Source organism: Aeromonas sobria, assembly GCF_050266975.1.
Classification (GTDB): Bacteria; Pseudomonadota; Gammaproteobacteria; order Enterobacterales; family Aeromonadaceae; genus Aeromonas; species Aeromonas sobria_B.
Map to the genome: position 1 here is coordinate 1 of NZ_JBKISU010000044.1, position 23,660 is coordinate 23,660.

Below are 23,660 nucleotides of genomic sequence, written 5' to 3' on the forward strand. Positions count from 1 at the left end.
GATGTGGTTGAGGATTAGTTCGTGGTTAAACATGGGGATAGTCTGTTGGGTATTAGCTGGTCAAGGATGGCGATCATACCTCAGAAGCCGCGCCACGCCTCGCTCATATGAGGGGATGGTTAAGGGTTTCTTCGAACCTTTGAGATCGTCGTGTACCAGACGAACGTCTTGCTGTTTGATGAGTACCGGGTAGTCAAGGCGGGCGGTGAATATCGATTGGAGGGCTACCGCCGTATTGTATTATTGTTGCTGCATAATTACTTTGAAATCATTCTTTGGCTTGCGTGCACATATACGGTGATGGTTGCTGATTTCGAACATAAATGGCAGCCGGGAGCCGGGACAGTCTTTGGTGGTATTTATAGCAGCTTCATCACAATGACGTCATTTGGCGATTTTAACTTATTCCCCAAAAACACATTGGCCGCATTCGTCCTTCTCTTCCACGCCACAGTGGGCCTGTTCATGACACTGTTGAGTCTGGCTCGGTTTATCAGCCTGATCCCTGCACCCAAAACCCGTGATATCGTAGAGATAAAACAAATTGAGAATGCCAAAGACAGCTAGCCGCCATCATGTGGTGCTCTTTGGCTGCGCTTTCCATCAGTGGCAATACAATTGTCTTGCTGATACTAAATAGGTGATTATTTGCTGATGTCATGGCATGTATATTGCAAGCATCTTGTGCCTACACCAAGAGGTGTAGGCACATCCGGAATATTTTCTTGAGGACATCAGCATGACCCATTCCCTGGTCACCCCCAGGTACTACCGAGATTTTCAGTGTATTGGCGACAAGTGTGAGGATAATTGCTGCCATGGATGGACGATTTCCATCGACAAGAAGACTTATCGTAACTATGTCAGCCATCCCGATCAGCTGATTCAAAGCACGGCCAAGCAGCATATTGAGAAAGTGAAAAAATCAGATGCTCACTGGGGGACTATCCGCATGGATGAGTCTGGCGCCTGTCCCTTTCTGGACGGCGTCGGATTATGCAATGTGCATAAGAAGATGGGTGCCGAGGCACTGAGTCACACCTGTAAGACCTACCCCAGGCAACTGCAGCAATTTGGTGTCCAGCACAGACGAAGCCTGATGCTCTCCTGCCCGGAAGTGAGCAGGCAGGTGCTCTTGAATCCAGATGCCATGATGGTTGAAGTCACCCCATTCAAGGGGCAGGTCAGGGTCTCTCCCGTGCCCAGCACCATTGATACCCTGCATTCATTGAGTATCGATGTGCTGCTTGCCGATGGTATGACAATAGAAGACAAGCTGTGGCTGATCGGTATGTTGGTGCACAGGGATGAAGGCAAGGGATCAAATCAGGCATTTATCGAACAATTGGCTCCCATGATCAATGATGGTCAGTTAAGCGAGGTGTTCTCTCAAATTCCGTTCATCGGTAAAGTCCAGTGGTGGGCCTTACGTACCCTGACACATCTGTTAGTACAGAATAAGCCGCGCCGTGGGAGAGCAACGATAGTGCGCTGTTTGAATCAGATCAATCAGGTGTTAGAGGGAGAGTTTAATGAGGACAAGCTGCTGCTGATACACCAAAGCTGGCACCAGAAGGTAGTGCCATTTCTGGCGGATCGCCCCCATATTCAACAAAATTATTTGCTTTATCATGTCTACCACAATCAGTTCCCAGCTGGATATGACGCCCCACAAGTAGCCTATCAGGTTCTCATTGCAGACTACTTCTTGCTGCGCAGTTATTTATCCTTGATCGCGATGGATGAGGCACCACTCACCGAGCGCGATATTACGGATCTATTTTATAGCTATCATACACTCCGCCAGCACAATCCCAAGTTCTTGACCGTATTGACGCAAGGCCTGCAGCAATCGGGGTTGGCCAGCGATATTACGCTGTATGCACTATTAAAGACGGGCAATGATTAATACGGGGTTAGATGTTCGTCAGGATTATGGCTGAGTGCTCTGTCTGCTCTTCACCCAGCCCGGATAGTCGCCGCTCAGGTGATAGACGTGGCCAAACCCGGCCTTTTCCAGCTCGGCTTGTGCCAGGGCGGCCCGTCGGCCGCTGCGGCAATAGACCACGATCGGCAGCCTTCTGTCATCGCCGAGCTCGGCCAGACGGGGGCGCAATTGCTCGTGGGAGATGTTGATGGCGCCGGGAATGTGCCCCTCGGCAAATTCCGCCGGGGTGCGCACATCCAGCAACAGGGGGCGCTTGCCTGACTGCTGCTGCCAGCTTTGCAGGGTCTGGTTGTCGATGGGGACGGCCGCCAAGACGGGGCTGGCGAGGACGGCGCACAGCAGCAACAGACAGGCTCGGGGTAAAAGGGCCATGGGTGACATCCTTATTTAGGGGAGGGAGGTGCGCGTCGCGGCGATGGCCAGGCACACCTGTTCGACCGCGTTGAGTGCCCGCGGGGTGAATCTGTGCAGCTCGTCCGGGTTGATCAGGGCAAGCCTGCGCTCCTTCACGGCAGTCAGGCTGGGCCACTGCTGCCAGTGGGCCAGCGCCTCTTCATCCCGGCTGCCGGCGAGGATGAGCTGGGGATCGGCCTTGATGATCTGCTCCAATCCCACCTGGGGGTAGGGGCTGGCGGCGTTGGCGACCAGGTTGTCGCCGCCGCACAGGGTGATGGCCTGGGCAGGCCAGGCGACGCCGCTGACGCTGGTCAGCGGCGGGTACCAGAGCTGATAGAAGACGCGCACCGGCTCGCCATGGCCGTATCTGGCTTTGAGCGCCGCCAGCCTGGCCAGATAGGCGTCGGCCTGGGCGTCGGCACTCTGCTGCAACCCCAGCCGCGCTCCCAGGGCCCGGATCTCCTGACCCAATGAGGCGAAATCGGTGGGCTCTGAATAAAACACCGGGATGCCGAGCTGCTCGATGGGGGCCAGCATGCGGGACTGGGCCGAGCGCCAGGCCACCACCAGATCGGGCTTTTGCGCCAACAAGGCTTCGACATTGATGCTGCGGTAATTGGCCACATGGGGCAGGGTGCGCGCCTCGGGCGGCGTGTCGGAGGCATCGTCGGTGGCGACGATGCGATCCCCGGCCCCCATGTCAAACAGCAGCTCGGTCAGATGGGGGGTGAGGCTGATGATGCGCCGGGGCGGCTCGGCGGCCTGCCCGCTGGCGGTCGCCAGGCTGGCCAGCAGCCAGAGCAGCGTCAGACCTATGGCTGGTCTAGCCATGGCCGCCTCCCGCCAGCAAGTGGGCCAGCAGCCAGAGCCGCGTCAGGTTGATGCCACGTCTAACCATGGCTGTCTCCCGCCAGCAAGTGGGCCAGCAGCCAGAGCAGCGTCAGATTGATGCCACGTTTAACCATGGCAGCCTCCCGCCAGCAAGTGGGCCAGCAGCCAGAGCCGCGTCAGATTGATGCCACGTTTAATCATGGCTGCCTCCCGCCAGCAAGTGGGCAGCAGCCAGAGCCGCGTCAGGGCGGTGCCACGTCTAACCATGGCTGCCTCCCGCCAGGGTGATCAGCAGCGCCAGGGCCAGCCATCCCCAGCCGATGCACTGAAGCCGGGTGAGCAGTCGGCGCGGGCTATCCCGGTCGGGATCGCCCCCATCCCCCAGCACCGCCAGCCTCACCAAGGTTCCCTGATAGTAACGGGGCCCGCCCAGGCGCAGCCCAGACTGGCAGGCCAGGGCGGCGAGCAGGGCGCCGGCGGCCGGGTGGGGCCAGTGGGTCAGACCATGGCGCCATGCCCGTCCCCCCTCCTTGAGACGGGGGAACAGGGCGGGCAGGGCCAGCAGCAGGGCTGCCGGGGCGATCAGGGCCTGATAGAGGGCCGCAGCCGGGCGGCCGAAGTGGGCGAACGCTGCCTGCTTGCCGCTCCAGGCGAGGTGACCGAGCTGGGCGAGGCGCCAGAACAGCGCCCCCTGCACGCCGGCCAGGGCAAAACCGAGCAGGGGGCCGGCCCAACCTCCGAGCAGGCGCAGCAGGGTGCCTTCGCACAGGGCCTTGGCGAGCCCCATGGCCGAGAGTTTGCCCGTCTCGCGCCTGAGCCAGGGGGCGGCTTGCAGCCGCGCCAGGGGCAGGGTATCCCCCTTGAGCAGGGCGCCGCCGGCACTGGCCAGGGTGTGCAGGGGGCGAGACTCTATCAGCAGCAGCAGGCAGAGCAAGTCAAACAGGGGCTCGCTGAGGGAGAGATTGCGCACTGCCCAGAGCCCGGCGGCGCAGGGCGCCCAGACCACCAGCAGGGCCAGTACCCCGGCCTGCCACTGGGCCCGGGGGCTCCCGTCCGGGCGATGCACCTTGTGGCCGAGGCGAGCCAGCAGGGGCTCGGCGGCGGAGAGGCGCAGCCACTCCGGTCTTGGCAGCAGGGCCTCGAGCAGGGCGGCAGCCGCCATGATGGCCGCCGGTGTGGCGGCCATCATGGCCAGGGTGTCGGAGGAGGGGAGCGGGATCACAGCTTGCCGAGCAGGGAGAGGATCACCTCGGCGGAGTGCTGACCGGCGACCTCGATGAAGGCGTCGAAGGATTCCACCTGCTCCTTGCCGGCGATGTCGGACATGGCGCGCACCACCAGATAGGGGACGCCGAACATGTGACACACCTGACCGATGGCGGCCCCTTCCATCTCCACCGCCAGCATCTGCGGGAAGTCGGCGCGGGCCTTGGCGATCGCCTCGGGTTTGCACATGAACTGATCGCCGGTGCAGATGAGGCCGACCTGGGTCTGGTGCTTGCCTTGCTCGGCGATGCAGGCCTGGGCCAGGGCGATAAGCTTGTCATCGCAGGGGAAGGCGGCAGGCTGCTGGGCCATCTGACCCATCTCGTAGCCGAAGGCGGTCACGTCCACGTCGTGGAAGCGCATCTCGCTGGCGATGACCACGTCACCTATGTGCAAGTCCTGGGCGAAGCCACCGGCGGATCCGGTGTTGATGACGCAGTCGGGGGCAAATTTCTCCAGCAGCAGGCTGGTGGCGACGCTGGCGGCCACCTTGCCGATGCCGGAGCGGGTCAGGACTACCTCCTTGCCCGCCAGGGTGCCGCAGTAAAACTCGCAGCCGCCGACCCTGGTGGTGGTCATGTCGCTCAGTTGGCCGCGCAGCAGGGCAACTTCCTGCTCCATGGCGCCTATGATACCTACTCTCATCGCAAACCTCGTCTATGGGCATAGCCCGGCTAAGTTGCGGCAATCATAGCAAAAAATGGTGCCAAGCCCAGCGATGAGGCGGCCCTGGCCGCGCGTCTGCATAAAAAAGCGCCCCCGCAGGGGCGAGGGCGCGGCCGATGGCCCCGGATGAGAGTGGGGGGCTGCCCATGGGCCCGTGGCGGCACTGGGGCCGGCGGCACCCGATCCGAGCCGGGCGCCCCACGGCCCTCCTCAAGGCCTGCAAAGAAACAGCCCCGCAGATGCGGGGCTGTTTGCTGGGGTCCTGAGCAGAGGCGGCTCAGACCGCCAGATAGTCCATGATCCCCTCTGCGGCCTTGCGGCCCTCGTAGATGGCGGTGACTACCAGATCCGAGCCCCGCACCGCATCGCCACCGGCGAACACCTTGGGGTTGGTGGTCTGGAAGGCAAAGTCATTCTGCTCTGGCGCGAGGATCCGCTCGCGGCTGTCGAGCTCGATACCATACTCCGCCATCCAGGGCTGGGGGTTGGGCTGGAAGCCAAATGCCATCACCACCGCATCGGCGGCCAGCACCTGCTCGGAGCCTTCAATGACCACTGGATTGCGGCGGCCGTTGGCATCGGGGGCCCCCAGCTCTGTGCTCACCACCCTGATGCCGCAGGTGCGGCCATGGGCATCCAGCTCGACGCCGATGGGTTGCAGGTTGAACATGAATTCCACCCCCTCCTCGCGGGCGTTTTGCACCTCTCGCTTGGAGCCAGGCATGTTCTCGGCATCGCGGCGATAGGCGCAGATCACCTTGTCGGCCCCCTGGCGGATGGCGGTGCGCACGCAGTCCATGGCGGTGTCACCGCCCCCCAGCACCACCACCTGCTTGCCGGCGAAGTCGATGTAGTCGCTCTGCGCCTTCTCGAAGCCCAGCAGCCGGTTGGCATTGGAGATGAGGTAGGGCAGGGCGTCATAGACCCCCGGCGCAGTCTCGTTCTCGAACCCGCCCTTCATGTACTTGTAGGTGCCCACCCCGAGGAAGACCGCATCGAACTCGCCGAGCAGGTCGGCGAAGGAGACATCCTTGCCCACTTCGGTCTCGAGGCGAAACTCGATGCCCATGGCTTCGAAGATCTCGCGGCGGCGCTGCATCACCTCTTTCTCCAGCTTGAAGGAGGGGATGCCGAAGGTGAGCAGGCCACCGATCTCCGGGTACTTGTCGAACACCACGGCGTTGACCCCGCTTCTGGCCAGCACGTCGGCGCAGGCCAGGCCCGCCGGGCCCGCACCGATGACGGCGACCCGCTTGCCGGTCTGGACCACGTTGGAGAGATCCGGGCGCCAACCCATCTCGAACGCCTTGTCGGTGATGTACTTTTCGATGTTGCCTATGGTCACGGCGCCGAATCTGTCGTTGAGGGTGCAGGCACCCTCACAGAGTCTGTCTTGCGGGCAGACCCGGCCGCACACCTCCGGCAGGCTGTTGGTCTGGTGGGAGAGCTCCACCGCCTCCAGGATGCGCCCCTCGTTGGCCAGTTTCAGCCAGTTGGGGATGTAGTTGTGCACCGGGCACTTCCACTCGCAATAGGGGTTGCCGCAGTCGAGGCAGCGATCCGCCTGCATGCCGACCTGGGCCTGGTTGAAGGACTCGTAGATCTCCACAAACTGGATCTTGCGGATCTTGAGCGGCTTCTTCGGCGGGTCGACCCGCTGAACATCGATAAACTGGAATACGTTCTGGCTCATAGGTTCCCTCCTTACTGCGCCTGGATTCTGAGTTCTGCACTGGAACGACTGGTGTGGCCCAAGAGGGACTTGACGTCGCTGGACTTGGGCTTGATCAGCTTGAACTTCGGCACATAGGAATCAAAGTTGGCCAAAATTTCCTCGGCACGTGAGCTGCCGGTTGCGTTCAGATGTTCGGTAATGATGCCGCGCAGGTGCTCCTGGTGAATGGCGAGGCTCGCCACCTCCAGCAGTTCCACCAGTTCGGGGTTGGTGCGCTTGGCGAAGTTGCCATCGCAATCGAGCACATAGGCAAAACCACCTGTCATGCCCGCCGCGAAGTTGACCCCGGTCTCGCCCAGCACGGTGACGATACCCCCTGTCATGTACTCGCAGCCGTTGTCGCCAATGCCCTCTACCACAGCCAGGGCGCCGGAGTTGCGCACCGCGAAGCGCTCGCCCGCGGTACCGGCCGCGTAGAGCTTGCCGCCGGTGGCACCATAGAGGCAGGTGTTGCCGATGATGGCCGCCTCGTGGGACTTGAACGATACGCCCACATGGGGTTTGACCACCAGCTTGCCGCCTGTCATGCCCTTGCCCACGTAGTCGTTGGCGTCCCCGGTGAGGATCATCTCGAGGCCCCCCGCGTTCCAGACGCCGAAGCTCTGGCCTGCGGTGCCGTTGAAGTGGACCCGTACCGGATCGGCTGCCATGCCCTGGTTACCGTGACGTTTCACGATCTCGCCGGACAGGCGGGCCCCCACGGAGCGGTCCGTGTTGCGGATGTCGTAGCGATACTCGCCGCCGCTCTTGGTCTCGACGGCCTCGAGCAGGTCTTCGACCATGCGCAGGTTCAGGGGCCCCTTGTCGAAGGTGGGGTTGTGCTGCTGGCAGAACAGGCTGGAGCCTGCCACCGCCACCGGCTTGGCCAGGATGCCGGAGAGATCCAGCTTGGCCTGGCGGGCGGTGAGGCCGGGCAGGGCTTCCAGCAGCTCGGTGCGGCCAATCAGATCCGTCAGCTGGCTGACCCCGAGCTGGGCCATGAGTTCGCGGGTCTCGTGGGCGACGAACTTGAAGTAGTTCATGGCCATCTCGGGCAGACCGGTGAAGTGCTCGCGGCGCAGCTTCTCGTCCTGGGTGGCGACGCCGGTGGCACAGTTGTTCAGGTGGCAGATGCGCAGGTATTTGCAGCCCAGCGCCACCATGGGGCCGGTACCGAAGCCGAAGCTCTCGGCACCCAGGATGGCCGCCTTGATGATGTCCAGACCTGTCTTGAGACCGCCATCCACCTGCAGGCGCACCTTGTGGCGCAGGCCGTTGGCGACCAGGGCCTGCTGGGTCTCGGCCAGCCCCAGTTCCCAGGGGGAGCCGGCATACTTGACTGAGGTGATGGGGCTCGCGCCCGTGCCGCCGTCATAGCCCGAGATGGTGATGAAGTCGGCATAGGCCTTGGCCACGCCACAGGCGATGGTGCCGACGCCGGGCTCGGAGACCAGCTTGACCGACACCAGGCAGCTCGGGTTGATCTGCTTGATGTCGAAGATGAGCTGGGCCAGATCCTCGATGGAGTAGATGTCGTGGTGGGGCGGCGGCGAGATCAGGGTCACGCCGGGCACGGAGTAACGCAGCTGGGCTATCTGGGCCGTCACCTTGTCACCGGGCAACTGGCCCCCTTCGCCGGGCTTGGCGCCCTGGGCGACTTTGATCTGCACCACGTCCGCGTTCATCAGGTAGTGGGGGGTGACGCCAAAGCGCCCCGAGGCCACCTGCTTGATGCGCGAATTCTTCTCGGTGCCAAAACGCTTGGGATCCTCGCCGCCTTCGCCGGAGTTGCTCTGACCGCCGAGGCGGTTCATGGCGATGGCCAGGGCCTCGTGGGCCTCGGGGCCCAGGGCGCCGATGGACATGGCAGCGGAGTCGAAACGCTGGTAGAGGTTGGTGGCCGGCTCCACCTCGTCCAGGGAGATGGCCTGCTGGCCCTGCTTGACCCCGATCAGATCGCGCAGGGTCGCCACCGGCCGTTCGTTGACCAGGCGGGCATAGTGCAGGTAGTCGCTGTATTCACCGGAGCGCACCGCGGTTTGCAGGGTCTGCACCACATCCGGGTTGTAGGTGTGGTACTCCTCGCCGTGGACGAACTTGAGCAGGCCGCCCTGGTTGAGGGGTTTGCGCTTGAGCCAGGCGGTGCGGGCCAGATTGAGCTGATCCTGCTGGATGTCGTTGAAATCGGCCCCCTGGATACGGCTCGATACCCCGCGAAAGCAGGTCTCTATGACGGATTGGGAGAGGCCGATGGCTTCGAACAGCTGGGAGCAGCGGTAGCTGGCCACCGTGCTGATGCCCATCTTGGACATCACCTTGTAGAGGCCCTTGTTGATGCCGTTGCGGTAGTTGAGCATGGCCTGGCGCAGGCTCATCTTGAGCACGCCCTCTTCCACCTGCTTGGCCAGGGTCTCATAGGCGAGATAGGGGTAGATGGCGGTGGCACCAAAGCCCAGCAGCACGGCGAAGTGGTGCGGATCGCGGCAGCTGGCGGTCTCTACCAGTATGTTGGCGTCGCAGCGCAGGTTGTTGTCCACCAGGGTGCGTTGCACCGCGCCCACCGCCATGGCGGCCGGGATGGGCAGGGTGTCGGCGCTGATGTCCCTGTCCGACAGCACCAGCAGCACGGTACCGGCGCGGGCCGCGGCCTTGGCCTCCTCGGTGACACGCATTATCGCGGCCTCGAGCCCCTCTTCCGGGCGGTAGTTGAGGCTGATCACCAGATGACGGTAGTGTTCCCCTTCGAGCGCCTTGAGCTGGTTGACGTCGGAGTAGAGCAGGATGGGGGACTGGAACAGCACCCGGTGGGCATGGCCGAAGGTCTCGTTGAAGACGTTCTGCTCGCTGCCGATGCAGGTGGCCAGGGACATGACGTGATTTTCCCGCAGCGGGTCGATGGGCGGGTTGGTCACCTGGGCGAACATCTGGCGGAAGTAGTCGTACAGGGTGCGCTGACGGGAGGAGAGCACCGCCATGGGGGTATCGTCACCCATGGAGCCGACGGCCTCCTGGCCGTTCTCGCCGAGCACGCGAATGATCTGATCCAGTTCCTCGTAGGAGTAGCCGAACAGCTTCTGATAGGTCTTGAGTTGATCGTCGTCCAGCTCGCGGGCGCCTGTGTTGGCGTCATCCATCTGCTCGAACGGCACCAGGCGTTTGCAGTGCTTGCCCATCCACTCCCTGTAGGTGTGACGGCTCTTGAGATCGTCGTCGATCTCGAAGCTGGTCCACACCTTACCGTTGCTGGTATCCACCACGAACAGCTCGCCCGGGCCGACCCGGCCCTTCTCCAGCACCTCGTCCGGGGTGTAGTCCCAGGTACCCACCTCGGAGGCGAGGGTGATGAACTTGTCCTTGGTGATGACGTAGCGGGCCGGGCGCAGGCCGTTGCGGTCCAGGGCGCAGGTGGCGTAGCGGCCGTCGGTCATGACGATGCCGGCCGGGCCGTCCCAGGGCTCCATGTGCATGGAGTTGAAGTCGTAGAAGGCCCGCAGATCTTCATCCATGTTGGGGTGTTTCTGCCACGCGGGCGGGATAAGCAGGCGCATGGCACGGAACAGGTCCATGCCGCCGGCCAGGAAGAGATCCAGCATGTTGTCCAGGCTCGAGGAGTCGGAGCCCGTGGTGTTGACGAAGGGGGCGGCTTCTTGCAGATCCGGAATGAGCGGTGTCGCGAACTTGTAGCTGCGCGCCTTGGCCCACTGGCGGTTGCCGGCGATGGTGTTGATCTCGCCGTTGTGGGCCAGATAGCGGAACGGCTGCGCCAGCGGCCAGCGCGGGCTGGTGTTGGTGGAGAAGCGCTGGTGGAACACGCAGATGGCCGATTGCAGGCGGATGTCGGCGAGATCCAGATAGAAGTGCGGCAGGTCCACGGGCATGCAGAGCCCTTTGTAGACGGTGACCAGGTTGGAGAGACTGACCACGTAGAAGTAGTCGTCGCTGATGCGCTTCTCGATGCGGCGGCGCACGATATAGAGGCGGCGCTCGAGATCCTTGTCGACCCAGCCGGGGGGCGCATTGACAAACACCTGCTCTATGCTGGGCAGGGAGGCCTTGGCGATGGGGCCGAGCACATGGGTGTCGATAGGTACCTGACGCCAGCCGACCAGGCTCAGGGTTTCCCGTTCCAGCTCTTCATTGATGATGTCGCGGGCCTGCTGGGCCAGCACGGGATCCGGGTTGAGAAACAGCATGCCGACCGCGTACTTGCGGCCCAGATGCCATCCCTTCTCTTCGGCGACCGCCCGAAAGAAGCTGTCGGGTTTTTGCAGCAGCAGGCCGCAGCCATCGCCGGTCTTGCCATCGGCGGAGATGCCGCCGCGGTGTTGCATGCGAGCCAATGCTGACATCGCGAGACGGACAAGCTTGTGGCTGGCTTCCCCTTCCATGTGGGCCAACAGGCCGAAGCCACAGTTATCCCTCTCCAGCTTTGGATCATATAGTGACATTGCATTTCTCCCTTGCTCGGCCTTCCATCGCACTGTCATCAACAGATTGCATAAATTGCGATTGGCTCTTGTGGTTCCGTCCGCCTGACGTGGCGAACCTCCAAACTAATGGGAATTTTGCAGCAGGTCAATTGGACAAGTCAGATGTTTTCGTTGTTACAGCAGCATAACAAAATCTGGCTGCATATCGACGATAGTGGGGTTTGGTGGTTTTTTGTTTTGTCATTGCTTTGTTTTTTAGTTCAATCATGACGTTTGGTGCGTTTTTTCAGTTCAGGCAACACCCCTGTGGGATTGTAGTAATCTTACCAACCCCCTCCTGGTGTGAATGAGTTTGATCACACTTCTCTCTCCTGAGGCTTGCTTTTGGTTTTCTTCGGTATAGCCATTGATTTGTTGTTATAAACAAAAACTTACACCTCTCTCTCACGACTATTTCACCACGGTATTCTTGGCGTCATCGCCAGGATGGGTTCTGATAAAGTCCCTTTTGAGGATATTTATTCGCTCTAGCATGAATATTTATATGTTTTCACACCCGCCAGACTCTTGATCCAGCTCAGCATGGTGACCAACCGAGCTTGTACAATTTCGGTTTTATCAGGAAACGTCATGCAGTTACACGAGCTGGTCAATACCCTGGGGCAGGATCTCAAGCGCCGCCATGGCGAGAAGATCCACAAGCTCTCCATTCATGGCGCCTTCACCTGCCCGAACCGGGACGGCACCCTGGGCCGAGGTGGCTGTACCTTTTGCAACGTCTCCTCCTTCGCCGACGAGTCGGCCCAGCAGCTTTCCGTGGTGGCCCAGCTGCACGCCCGCCGCGACGAGGTGACCCGGGCGCGGCGCTATCTCGCCTACTTCCAGGCCTATACCAGCACCTATGCCGAGGTGGCTTACTTGAAGCGCATGTATGAGGAGGCGCTCTCGGTCAGCGACATGGTGGGGCTGTGTGTCGGCACCCGGCCCGATTGCGTACCGGATGCGGTGCTGGATCTGCTGGCGGGTTATCAGCAGCAAGGCTATGAGGTGTGGCTGGAGCTGGGGCTGCAAAGCGCCAGCGACCAGACCCTCAGGCGGATCAATCGCGGCCATGGCTATGACTCCTACGCCGATGCGGTGCGCCGCGCCCACCTGCGCGGCATCAAGGTGTGTACCCACCTCATCGTCGGTCTGCCGGGGGAGTGCGCCATGGACAGTGTGCAGACCCTGCGCCAGGTGGTCGATACCGGGGTGGAGGGGATAAAGCTGCACCCCCTGCACGTGGTGGCGGGCAGCATCCTCGGCAAGGCCTGGCAGGCGGGGCGTCTCGAGGTGCCGACCCTGGAGGAGTATGTGGCGGCGGCGATCGCCATGATCCAGCAGACCCCGCCCGAGGTGGTCTATCACCGCGTCTCGGCGTCAGCCCGGCGACCGACCCTGCTCGCCCCCGCCTGGTGCGAGAACCGTTGGACAGCCATGAGTCTTATCGCCGAGGGGTTGTCCCAATCGGGCCCGCAAGGGCAAGGGGTGGGACGCCCCTTCCTACCGACTAGCCAGTAGCTGATAAATTTGTCATATTTGGCTAATTAAACAGTGAGTTATTAGATGGAAAATCAGACTTTGCTCTATAGTTTTCAGGGCGCTGAGCTGGTAATGTGCCTCGTTTGACCATCACTGTTTAGTCCGCATCGGCTGGTTGCTGCCACCCTCTCTATATGGCATTGAGGGGGCCAGGTGACACATCTCTCCTCTGTCGATGTGTGATCAAGGAGGGTGGCGAACGAGAATCACATTTGGCTTGTCACGTGCGGTCATCGGTCCCAAATCCCCTGATTGGCGCTGCGGGAGCCCGGATAAGCCGAGCGCCAGCCTCATCTATAAACAGGACAATATGCAAGCAGAAACCGACCATATCGACGAGTTGTTGGAGTGCCTGGTCTTCCTGACCCGTTTCTACGGCGTGCCCAACAGCAAGGATGCCTTGACCACAGGGTTGCCCCTGGTGTCGGGTCGCCTGACTACCGCCCTGTTCAGCCGCGCCGCCGAGCGGGCCGGGCTGTCGGCGCGGGAGGTATTGCAGCCCCTGGATCAGATCTCCTCCCTGTTGTTGCCCTGCATCTTGCAGACCCGCAATGGCGGTGCCTGCATCCTGCTGGAGTGGAGCGAGGACCGCAGCCAGGCCAAGGTGATCTTTCCCCAGGCCGGTGATGCGGCCCAGTGGTTGACGGCGGCCCAGCTCGGTGACGAGTACCTGGGGCGGCTCTTCTTCGTCAAGAAGCAGTTTCGCTTCGACGAACGCTCCCCCAAGGTACTGGAGACCCGGGACGGTCACTGGTTCTGGAGCACCTTGCTGGAGTCCCGCGGCATCTATCGCGACGTGCTGGTCGCCTCCATCCTCATCAACCTGTTTGCGGTGGCCAGTCCCCTGTTCACCATGAACGTCTACGACAAGATAGTGCCCAACCTGGCATTTGATTCCCTCTGGGTGCTGGCGGTGGGCGCCGTGGTGGTGTTCACCTTCGATTTCGTGATGCGTCAGCTGCGCAGCTACTTCATCGACATCGCCGGCAAGAAGTCGGATGTGCTGCTCTCGGCCAAGATCTTCGCCAAGGTGATGGGGATGCGAATGGAATCCAGACCCGCCTCCACCGGTGCCTTCGCCAAGCATCTGCAGGAGTTCGAGTCGGTGCGCGAGTTCTTCACCTCGGCCACCGTCTCGACCCTGATCGACCTGCCCTTCGCCATCCTCTTCCTGGTGGTGATCTGGCTGTTTGCCGGGGTCATGGTGGTGGTGCCCATCGTCGCCATGCTGATCCTGCTGGCATACAGCTTCTATATTCAGGGTTCCCTCAAGCAATCCATCGAGGAGGGATCGCGGCTCGCCTCCCAGAAAAATGCCAACCTGGTGGAGAGCATCGCCGGTCTCGAGACCGTCAAGATCTTCGGCGCCGAGAGCATGTTCCAGCACCGCTGGGAGCAGGCCGTCTCCCATATCTCCACCTGGGGCGTACAGACCCGGCGCATCACCAACTCCATGTCTTCCCTGGCCAGCTATGTCCAGCAGGTGGTCACCGTGGGGCTGGTGATCGTCGGCGTCTACCAGATCGCCGACGGCCTGGTCACCATGGGGGGCATGATCGCCGCCGTCATGCTATCGAGCCGTGCCATCGCCCCCATGGTGCAGCTCTCCGTGCTCTCCACCCGCTACAACCAGGCCCGCTCCGCCCTGACCATCCTCGAGGGCATCATGAGTACCCCGGGCGAGCAGGAGGAGGGGCGCCAGTATGTGCACCATCCCGTGATAGAGGGGCGCATCGAGTTCGAAAACGTGACCTTCAAGTACCCGGGCATGGAGACCAGCACCCTGCACGGCATCAATCTCAAGATTGAGCCGGGGGAGAAGGTGGCCATCATAGGACGCATTGGCGCGGGCAAGACCACGCTGGAGAAGCTGCTGATGGGGCTCTATCGCCCGACCGATGGCTCGGTGCGGCTCGATGGCTTCGAGCTCGATCAATTGGCGCCCTCGGCCGTGCGCCGCAACATCGGCTGCGTGCCCCAGGACGTGACCCTCTTCTTTGGCTCGGTGCGGGACAACATCATGCTGGGCAATCCCCTGGTGGATGATGCCAAGGTGCTGCGCGCCGCCAAGCGAGCCGGGGTGACCAGTTTCACCAACCGGGATCCCAACGGCCTGGACAGGCAGATAGGCGAGGGAGGGCGTCAGCTCTCCGGCGGTCAGCGCCAGGCCATATTGCTGGCCCGCGCCCTGCTCAATGATCCGCCCATCCTGGTGATGGATGAGCCGACCTCCAACATGGACAATCAGTCCGAGCAGCAGGTCAAGCAGGAGCTGGCCCGGCTCGGGCCCGAGACCACCCTGATCGTTATCACCCACAAGACCCTGATGCTGGACGTGGTCAACCGGGTGATCGTCATGGAGCAGGGCAAGATAGTGGCCGATGGTCCCAAGGTGCAGGTGTTGCAACAGCTCAAAGAGGGCAAGGTTAGGGTTCAGGAGGCATCCCATGGATAAGAAAGCGGTGCTGCCCGCCCAGGAGCATCTGACCTTCGTCGATGATGGCGCCGCCGCCGTGCTGCTGAGCACGCCGACCCGGGCCAGGGTGCTGCTCTGGTGCTGCTTCATCTTCTTCATGAGTGCCCTGGTGTGGGCGGCCTGGGCCAAGCTCGACGAGGTGACGGTGGGACAGGGCAAGGTGATCCCGTCTCGCCAGTTGCAGGTGATCCAGAACCTGGAGGGAGGGATCGTCAAGGAGATCTTCGTCAGGGAGGGAGACATAGTCGAGAAGGGGCAGCCCTTGCTGCGCATCGATGACACCCGCTTCAGCTCCGATTTTCGCGAGCGTGAACAGGAACTGGTCACCCTCAAGGGCGACATCGCCCGACTGCGGGCCGAGATCCGCAGCGTCATCGTCAAGAGTGACCGCAACATCGGCTGGCGTGAACAGGTGGTGATCGACAAGCAAGCCATCGATTTCCCGGAAGGGTTCGAGAACGTGTTTGCCGAATATGCGGCCCGTGAGGTATCGGCGCAAAATGATCGGCTCAACAATCTCAAGAACCAGCTCTATATTCTGGGCCAGCAGATAGAGCAGAAAGAGCAGGAATTAATCGAGCTCAACGCGAAAATACGCACCGTGAGCCGCAGTGTGGATCTTGCCCGCCAGGAGCTGAATATCAGCCGCCCCTTGGCAAAAGAGGGCATTGTGCCTCAGGTGGAATTGATCAAGCTCGAGCGCCAGGTCAATGACATGCAGGGGGAGTTGGAGAGCAATCGGCTCGTTATTCCCAAATTGAATTCGGCATTGCGTGAGGCCATCTCCAAACGCAATGACATTGCCTTGAAATTCCGCGCCGATGCCCAGACCGAGCTGAACGAGCGGCAGGGGAAATTGGGCCAGCTCTCCGCCGGTCAGGTGGGATTGCGGGACAGGGTCGATAGGACCAGCGTGGTTGCTCCCCTCAAGGGAACGATCAAGAAGCTGAAAATCAATACCTTGGGTGGGGTGGTCCAGCCAGGCATGGACCTGATGGAGATAGTACCGCTTGAGGATACACTGCTGATTGAGGCCAAGGTATCACCCAAGGACATCGCCTTCTTGCGGCCAGGTCTGGAAGCCGTGGTGAAATTTACCGCCTATGATTTCACCATTTATGGCGGGCTGCATGGCAAGGTAGAACAGATTAGTGCCGATTCCATTCAAGATGAGGAGGGTAATTCCTTTTATCTGGTGCGAGTTAGAACGGAGAAGAGTTATCTTGGGGATGAGACCAATGCACTGCCCATCATCCCCGGTATGTTGGCCAGTGCAGATATCATTACGGGTAAAAAGAGTGTCCTCGACTATTTGCTAAAGCCAATATTGAGGGCCAAGCAGTCGGCATTGAGGGAACGATAAGCCAACAATTAATAAAAACATATGACTGGAGATATTATGAAAAAGACGATTGTTGCCATGATTGTGAGTGGCGCTGTATTCCTTCCGGGCCTGGCTCAGGCCCAAACGTTGGAGCAATCCGTTGCTCAGACGCTGGCTACCCACCCCAAAATCAAGGAGGCATTTGATCTCTACCAGGCTCGCATGCATCAGCATGATGGTGCCAAGGGGGGCTACTATCCCACCGTCGATCTGCGCGCCGGGGTCGGCTATGAAGAGACCGACAGCCCGACCACTCGCGTGGGCGGCCCGGGCGTCGATGACAGCATGACCCGCAAGGAGGCGGGCCTGAGCCTGCGTCAGATGCTGTTTGACGGCTTCGATGTCAGCAACAACGTGTCCCGCACCGAGGCCGAGGCCAATGCCCAGCGGCTGGCCATGATCTCGGAAGCGGAGAACACGGCGCTGCGCACCGCCGAGGTGTATCTCAACATGCTGCGCCAGCAAGAGATACTGGAGCTCTCCAAGGACAACCTGGCGACCCATGAGCAGATCCGCAGCGACATCAGCAAGCGCACCGACTCCGGGCTGGGTTCCACCGCGGACCAGACCCAGATTGAGGGCCGGGTCGCCCGTGCCTACGCCAACCAGGCCGCGGCTGAGAACAACTATCGCGATGCAGAGAGTGAGTACATTCGCGTCGTCAACGAAACCCCCAAGGATCTGGTTCAGCCGGTACCCGATGCCAGCCTGATGCCCGCGACCATCGAGACGGCGCTCAAGACGGCGACCGAGGCGCACCCGACCCTGCTCTCCTCCCTGCAGGACATAGAGGCGGCCAAGTACCAGCATGAAGGCGCCAAGTCCGGCTTCTATCCCAATGTCGCCATCGAGGTGGACAAGAACTGGAACGAGGACATCGATGCCATCAAGGGGCGCAATGACGACCTGACCGCCATGGTGCGCATGCGCTACAACCTGTTCCGCGGCGGTTCCGATCTGGCCGAGAGCAAGGCCACCTCGGCGCTCTACTCCCAGGCGAAAGACATTCACCTCAATGCGTTCCGTCAGGTGGAGGAAGGGACTCGTCTGGCCTGGAATGCCAAGCAGTCTCTGGATCAGCAGAAGATCTACCTGCAACAGCATGTGGACGCGAGCTATGACACTGTCCAGGCCTACAAGAAGCAGTTCGGGCTGGGTCAGCGTACCTTGCTGGATGTCTTGAACACGGAGAACGAACTGTTCGAGGCGCGCCGCAGCTATATCAATGCGCAGTATGACTCCCTCCTGGCTGACTATCGCATCCTCAATGCGACCGGCAGCCTGCTCAATGCCATGCAGGTGCAGCAACCCGCCGAGTGGCAAGCCAAGAACTGATGCAGTGAACCTATGCTGCGTGTCGGGGGTGATGACAATCTGCTTGTCGTCACCCCAGTATCAGGGGGCAGCATGTCGCTCTCATCTCCTGTATCTTGCACCTCATGTGATGGGTAGCCCGTTGAGTAGGGGAAAGATGTGACATCGTGGCCAATCGGGCGTTGGCTCAGCCCCTGTTATCGCAAGGGGCGACATCTGCTCTGGTGCGGGCTTGCCCTGCTTCCTCTGCTGCTGGCGGCGAGTCAGCCGCTGACGGATGCCGATCTGGCCCTCATCAAGCGGGCCAAGGACACCTATGGAGAGCGGGCGGGCAAACGCACCGCGAGCTGGCGCCTGCTTGCCCTGGAGAGCCGGGCGGCGGCCTGGTCAGAGCGCCAGAAGCTGGAGCGGGTGAATCGTTTCTTCAATCAGCTGCGATTCATTGATGACAGCAAGCTGTGGCGCAAGCAGGATTACTGGGCCAGTCCCCTCGAGTTTCTGGGGGCCGCGGGGGGGGACTGCGAAGACTTCAGCATCGCCAAGTATTTTACCCTGCTGGAGCTGGGCATCGACGATGAGAAGATGCGGATGGTGTATGTCAAGGCGCTGGATTACAACCAGTTTCATATGGTTGTCGCCTACTATGAGACCCCGTCATCCGTGCCGATCATTCTGGATAACCTGATAGGAGACATACGCCCGGCGACCGAGCGTAGCGACTTGCTGCCTATCTACAGTTTCAATGGTCGTCACCTGTGGTTGATGAAGGCCCGTGGTCAGGGGGAGCTGGCCGGGCAGTCTTCACGTTTGGGATTATGGAATGATTTACGCAATCGCATGACTTCTGGGCGATTGGCTCGACCTGTGGTGAATTTGGATGAGTAACCTATGACGCTATATCGACAACTACTGGCCACCATGCTGCTGCTGTTCGGGCTCCTCTTTGCCGTGACCTACTGGGTCCAGTTCAATTCGACCCGCAGTTATCTGGCGCAGCAGCAGGAGACCACGGTGATCAACACGGCCACCTCCCTCGGGTTGGCGCTGACCCCCTATCTCGAGAATGGCGACAAGGTGAGTGCCGAGTCGGTGCTCAAGGCCGTGTTTGATGGCGGCTATTACCAGCAGGTGCGACTCGACATGCTGGCCTCCAAGGAGGTGATCGAGCTCGACAACAGCCATGGCATCCAGGGCGTACCCGCCTGGTTCATGGGGTTGGAGCTGTTTCCTGTGGTATCCAATGAGTCGATTCTCACCTCTGGCTGGCTGCAGCTCGGCAAGCTCAAGGTGGTCGGCCACAGTGGTCAAGCCTATTACGAACTCTGGCAGGGCATGACCAATCTGGCGAGCTGGTTCATCATCGGCTTCCTGGTCACGACCCTGCTGCTGATGCGTGCCCTCAATTATCTGCTCAAGCCCCTGGCCCAGATCCGGGAGCAGGCCCGGGAGATAGAGCTGCACCATTTCGGCCATGTGATCCCCGAGCCGCGCACACTAGAGCTCAAGCAGGTGGTGCAAGCCATCAATACCCTCTCCGGCAAGCTGGCCACCCAGTTCAAGGAGCAGGCGCAAGAGGCCGAGCATCTGCGCGAACGGGTCTATCTGGATGTCGTGTCGGGTCTGGGCAACCGGGCCTACTTCGTCGGTCAGGTCAACGCCTGGATAGCCGAGGGCGGGGAAGGGGGCATACTGCTGGTGGCGGTGGACATGCTCGACGACATCTATCGGGAGGAGGGCTTCGCCGCTCGCGACAACATGGTCAAGAGCATAGCCCAGAGCCTCAATGATGAACTCAGTGGCTGGGACGGGGCGGCCATCGCCCGTATCTCCGCCACCGAATATGCCCTGCTCTGCCCGACCAGCGAGCTGGCCAGCCTGCAAGAGCTGGCCGAGCGGATCAACGGCCGGATCGCCGATCTGGTGGTCAACCCCATGGGTGAGGCTGATGCCTTGTCCGTGATAGGGATCGCCGGGCGCGACAGCCAGGATGACCTCTCCAGCCTGCTGACCAAGGCGGATAATGCCCTCGGCCGGGCGCGCAACGAACGCCGTGGCGCCGTGGTGATGGAGGGTGGCCACGCCCAGGGCATGATGGGACGCCTGGCGTGGCGGGATCTGGTCGAAGATGCCATCGCCCGCCAACTGTGGCGTTTCAAGGCGCAACCAGCCTGTCGCTTCGATGATGGCACCCGGCTGCACGCCGAGCTGTTTGCGGCTATTCATCGCGATGGTCACGACTATTATGCCGGCCAGTTCCTGCCTGCCATCGAGCAGTTCAAGCTGGGCAGCGAATTTGACCAGGCGGTGCTGACGGCCACCGTGCCCTTGCTGCTCAAGGAGAGCGCATTGGTGCTGGCCATCAACATCACCCCGGGGGCCATCTGTTCCGACGAGTTCCTGCTCTGGTTGGGCCGCTTCCTTGGCAGCCACCCCGGCCTGAAGGATCGTCTGCTGCTCGAGCTACCGGAAGGCACCATCTTGAAGCATCAACCCAGGGTCGAGGCGCTGGTGGCCGTGCTGCAGGAACAGGGTTTCCAGTGGGGCGTGGATCACTATGGTCGCCACTTCCAGTCGCTGGGCTATCTGGAGCAGCTGGCCCCCAGCTATGTCAAGGTGGACCATGGTTACACCAGCCAGGTGATGGAGCCTGGGGCGGATACCGCCTTCCTGGCCGCCGTGTGCCGCGCCGCGCACAATGCAGGGATCATGACCATCGCCACCCGGGTCGAGAACGAGCAACAGGTCGAGCTGCTCTCCCGCCTGCACATCGATGGCTATCAGGGTTTCGTTCACCCTGCCTTCCCCATCTGAGGCTGGTCGCCTCATAAAAGGGCGCCGCTGGGCGCCTTTTTTAATCACCATTGGTTGTAACCAAAAAGCAACAATATCGAAAAGTATTATAAGGACCCTTTCGGGGCTCGCGCTAACATATTGTTTTCATGAGCCAAGTAGCCAGCATTCGATTTGATTCAGGCTTTTCCCTCTTCTGACACGAACCCGGTACATTTTTGCAACGGACACCTTGGCGCTTCGCTCATAGGGTTGATACATCGAAACCCTCTGTGTTGGAGTCAAGGCTATGCGTACCCAAATGATCGAGAAGAGTGTCGTCGTTGCCTCAATGGAAGGTGACATTCTGGTGGTCAACGCCGATGGCAGCACCCGTCCGTTGCTAGGGGGCGAGACACTGCCACCCGGCACCCAGTTGACCCTGAGTGATGATGCCAAGCTGGTGCTGATCACCCCGGAAGAAGCCGCCGCCCTGGCGCAGGGATCCTCGGTTGCCCCCGAAGCGGATATCCCGACCGATGCCGCAACACCAGATGGCACTGGCACATCGCTCGATCCCAATGACATAGCCGCATTGCAACAATCCATCCTGGAAGGGGTCGACCCGACTCAGAGTTTTGAAGCCGCTGCGGCCGGTGGCGCCCCAGCCGCAGGGGGAGGTGACATAGGAGGTGTGGCTGGTGCCAGCGGCAACGGTGGTTTTGTCACCATCAGCCGTACCGCCGGTGCGACCATCGCCCAGGCTGGATTCGACACCAGCCATGACACCCAACAGACCATCGACCGGATACAAGAAGATCTGCCCGACCTCGACAACGAGTTGAGTGATCTGGACGAGCAGGTCAGCGTCGCGGAAGACGGGCAGCTCAACGGCAACCTCCTCGACAATGCCAGCAACCCGGATGGACCGGACGCCGCCAGCGTGACCCTGTTCAGCTGGGGGGACAATGTCAACGTGACTGCGGGATCCACTGTCACCATCCCGGGGGTAGGCACCCTCACGGTCAACGGCAACGGCGACTACAGCTTCACGCCGGCGTTGAACTATGACGGTCCAGTACCGCCGGTGAACTACAGCGTGACCGATGGTACCGATGTGGTGGACTCCACCCTGACCATCACCATCACGCCCGTCGATGAAGGGGTCAGCCTGACGGGGCTGGGCCTGGCTGGTGGCGAGCTGGTGGTCAGCGATGCCAACCTGGCCGATGGCACCAATCCGAACCCGGCTGCACTGACACAAGGGGGGGTCTTCAGCTTCAGTGCGCCTGACGGGGTGCAGACCCTCAGCATCGCCGGCCTGGCGCTGATCACGAACGGAACCGTGACCACACTCCCGCAGTCTATCACCACCCCCCTTGGCAATAACCTGCAGATCACCGCGATCAGTTTCGATCCCGTGACGGGCGCCGGCAGCATCAGCTACAGCTATACCCTGCAAGATAACGAGAGCCACGTAAAACCGGTCAATGACACTCAGCTGACCGAGAGTTTTCAGGTCACGCTCACAGACCAAGATGGGGATACCACCTCTGCCAGTCTGGATGCCGTGATCCTCGATGACGTGCCGACGGCGGTGAACGACAGCAACCTGGCCACGGCGAGCGAGAACAACCTGGTGCTGAACGGCAACGTCATCAGCAACGACGTGCAGGGGGCCGATGGTGCGGCGGTGACGGCGGCCAACCTGACCGGCACCTACGGCAGCCTGGTGCTCAATGCCAATGGCACCTACAGCTACACCCTGGCGCCGCTGGATCCGCAATTCGTGGCGCTGCCGGGGGGCAGCACGGGCAGCGAAGTGTTCACCTACACCCTGACCGACGCGGATGGGGATGTGAGCACGGCGACCCTGACCCTGAGCATTCGGAACGACGATGACGAGGTGACCATCACCAACCTGATCCCGCAAGGGGCGGGGGGCGATGCCATCGTCTACGAAGATGACCTGCTGGCAGACCGGGGTACGGGCGAATCGGCGGGGTCGGACAATCCCAAGGACGCGACCACGGTCACCGGCAGCTTCAACATCAGCGCGCCGGACGGGGTACAGACCCTGAGCGTGGGGGGCATCAGCCTGGTGAGTGGTGGCGTGGCGGCCAGCCTGCCGCAGAGCGTGACCACCCCGCTGGGCAACACCCTGACCATCACCGGTTACGACGCGGGCACCGGGCTGGTGAGCTACAGCTACAGCTTGCTGGACAACGAAGCGCACCCGACGGCGGACGGCAACAACAGCCTGTTTGAAAACTTTGCGGTGAGCCTGACAGACAGCGATGGTGACTCGGCCTCGAACACCCTGAGCGTGCAGATCGTCGACGACGTGCCGACGGCGGTGAACGACAGCAACCCGGCCACGGCGAGCGAGAACAACCTGGTGCTGAACGGCAACGTCATCAGCAACGACGTGCAGGGGGCCGATGGTGCGGCGGTGACGGCGGCCAACCTGACCGGCACCTACGGCAGCCTGGTGCTCAATGCCAATGGCACCTACAGCTACACCCTGGCGCCGCTGGATCCGCAATTCGTGGCGCTGCCGGGGGGCAGCACGGGCAGCGAAGTGTTCACCTACACCCTGACCGACGCGGATGGGGATGTGAGCACGGCGACCCTGACCCTGGCCATCAAGAACGACGATGACGAGGTGACCATCACCAACCTGATCCCGCAAGGGGCGGGGGGCGATGCCATCGTCTACGAAGATGACCTGCTGGCAGACCGGGGTACGGGCGAATCAGCGGGGTCGGACAATCCCAAGGACGCGACCACGGTCACCGGCAGCTTCAACATCAGCGCGCCGGACGGGGTACAGACCCTGAGCGTGGGGGGCATCAGCCTGGTGAGTGGTGGCGTGGTGGCCAGCT

General features: G+C 61.3%; 16 protein-coding genes. 9 read left to right on the forward strand and 7 right to left on the reverse strand.

Annotated elements, in window-relative coordinates; genetic code table 11:
* Positions 1–150: 150 nt before the first annotated feature.
* Entirely contained in the window at positions 151–567 is a 417-nt protein-coding gene (locus ACLHZ1_RS18945; RefSeq protein WP_427263338.1) for a hypothetical protein, read from the forward strand.
* Between the two features lie 172 nt (positions 568–739).
* Positions 740–1,909, forward strand: a complete 1,170-nt coding sequence (fliB, locus tag ACLHZ1_RS18950) for a flagellin lysine-N-methylase (protein ID WP_427263339.1) — start codon at positions 740–742, stop codon at positions 1,907–1,909.
* 24 nt (positions 1,910–1,933) lie between these two features.
* Here the strand turns inward: fliB and ACLHZ1_RS18955 are convergent, their stop codons facing one another.
* The 7 genes from ACLHZ1_RS18955 to gltB all read right to left on the reverse strand — a co-directional run bounded on the left by ACLHZ1_RS18955 (position 1,934) and on the right by gltB (position 11,269).
* Positions 1,934–2,320, reverse strand: a complete 387-nt coding sequence (locus ACLHZ1_RS18955) for a rhodanese-like domain-containing protein (RefSeq protein ID WP_427263340.1) — start codon at positions 2,318–2,320, stop codon at positions 1,934–1,936.
* Between the two features lie 15 nt (positions 2,321–2,335).
* Complete coding sequence (locus tag ACLHZ1_RS18960) at positions 2,336–3,175, reverse strand: cobalamin-binding protein (RefSeq protein WP_427263341.1); 840 nt, start codon at positions 3,173–3,175, stop codon at positions 2,336–2,338.
* A 126-nt stretch (positions 3,176–3,301) separates the two neighbouring features.
* A complete protein-coding gene (locus tag ACLHZ1_RS18965; RefSeq protein ID WP_427263342.1) occupies positions 3,302–3,442 on the reverse strand; it encodes a hypothetical protein in 141 nt (46 codons plus the stop codon).
* Complete coding sequence (locus ACLHZ1_RS18970) at positions 3,435–4,397, reverse strand: cobalamin biosynthesis protein (protein WP_427263343.1); 963 nt, start codon at positions 4,395–4,397, stop codon at positions 3,435–3,437. Before ACLHZ1_RS18970 ends, ACLHZ1_RS18965 begins: the two co-directional genes overlap by 8 nt.
* Positions 4,394–5,086, reverse strand: a complete 693-nt coding sequence (gene mtnN, locus ACLHZ1_RS18975) for a 5'-methylthioadenosine/S-adenosylhomocysteine nucleosidase (RefSeq protein WP_427263344.1) — start codon at positions 5,084–5,086, stop codon at positions 4,394–4,396. Before mtnN ends, ACLHZ1_RS18970 begins: the two co-directional genes overlap by 4 nt.
* Before the next feature lie 298 nt (positions 5,087–5,384).
* On the reverse strand, positions 5,385–6,800 hold the full coding sequence (locus ACLHZ1_RS18980) for an FAD-dependent oxidoreductase (protein WP_427263345.1): 1,416 nt from the start codon (positions 6,798–6,800) through the stop codon (positions 5,385–5,387).
* An 11-nt stretch (positions 6,801–6,811) separates the two neighbouring features.
* Positions 6,812–11,269 (reverse strand): glutamate synthase large subunit, encoded by a 4,458-nt coding sequence (gltB, locus tag ACLHZ1_RS18985; protein ID WP_427263346.1) that lies wholly within the window; start codon positions 11,267–11,269, stop codon positions 6,812–6,814.
* A gap of 612 nt (positions 11,270–11,881) precedes the next feature.
* Between gltB and ACLHZ1_RS18990 the strand changes: the two genes are divergently transcribed.
* The 7 genes from ACLHZ1_RS18990 to ACLHZ1_RS19020 form a co-directional block, all read left to right on the forward strand.
* Positions 11,882–12,811, forward strand: a complete 930-nt coding sequence (locus tag ACLHZ1_RS18990) for a TIGR01212 family radical SAM protein (protein WP_427263347.1) — start codon at positions 11,882–11,884, stop codon at positions 12,809–12,811.
* 331 nt (positions 12,812–13,142) lie between these two features.
* Positions 13,143–15,287 (forward strand): type I secretion system permease/ATPase, encoded by a 2,145-nt coding sequence (locus tag ACLHZ1_RS18995; RefSeq protein ID WP_427263348.1) that lies wholly within the window; start codon positions 13,143–13,145, stop codon positions 15,285–15,287.
* A complete protein-coding gene (locus ACLHZ1_RS19000) occupies positions 15,280–16,671 on the forward strand; it encodes an HlyD family type I secretion periplasmic adaptor subunit (RefSeq protein ID WP_427263349.1) in 1,392 nt (463 codons plus the stop codon). The genes ACLHZ1_RS18995 and ACLHZ1_RS19000 overlap by 8 nt, the downstream gene beginning before the upstream one ends.
* A 36-nt stretch (positions 16,672–16,707) precedes the next feature.
* Positions 16,708–18,027 carry a TolC family outer membrane protein gene (locus ACLHZ1_RS19005; protein WP_427263350.1) on the forward strand — a complete coding sequence of 440 codons (1,320 nt, stop codon included), beginning with the start codon at positions 16,708–16,710 and terminating at the stop codon, positions 18,025–18,027.
* 138 nt (positions 18,028–18,165) lie between these two features.
* Positions 18,166–18,891, forward strand: a complete 726-nt coding sequence (locus tag ACLHZ1_RS19010; protein ID WP_427263351.1) for a transglutaminase-like cysteine peptidase — start codon at positions 18,166–18,168, stop codon at positions 18,889–18,891.
* 3 nt (positions 18,892–18,894) lie between these two features.
* Positions 18,895–20,817 carry an EAL domain-containing protein gene (locus tag ACLHZ1_RS19015; RefSeq protein ID WP_427263352.1) on the forward strand — a complete coding sequence of 641 codons (1,923 nt, stop codon included), beginning with the start codon at positions 18,895–18,897 and terminating at the stop codon, positions 20,815–20,817.
* A gap of 268 nt (positions 20,818–21,085) precedes the next feature.
* Positions 21,086–23,660 (forward strand): retention module-containing protein (locus tag ACLHZ1_RS19020; RefSeq protein WP_427263353.1); only part of this gene is annotated, 2,575 nt, incomplete at its 3' end.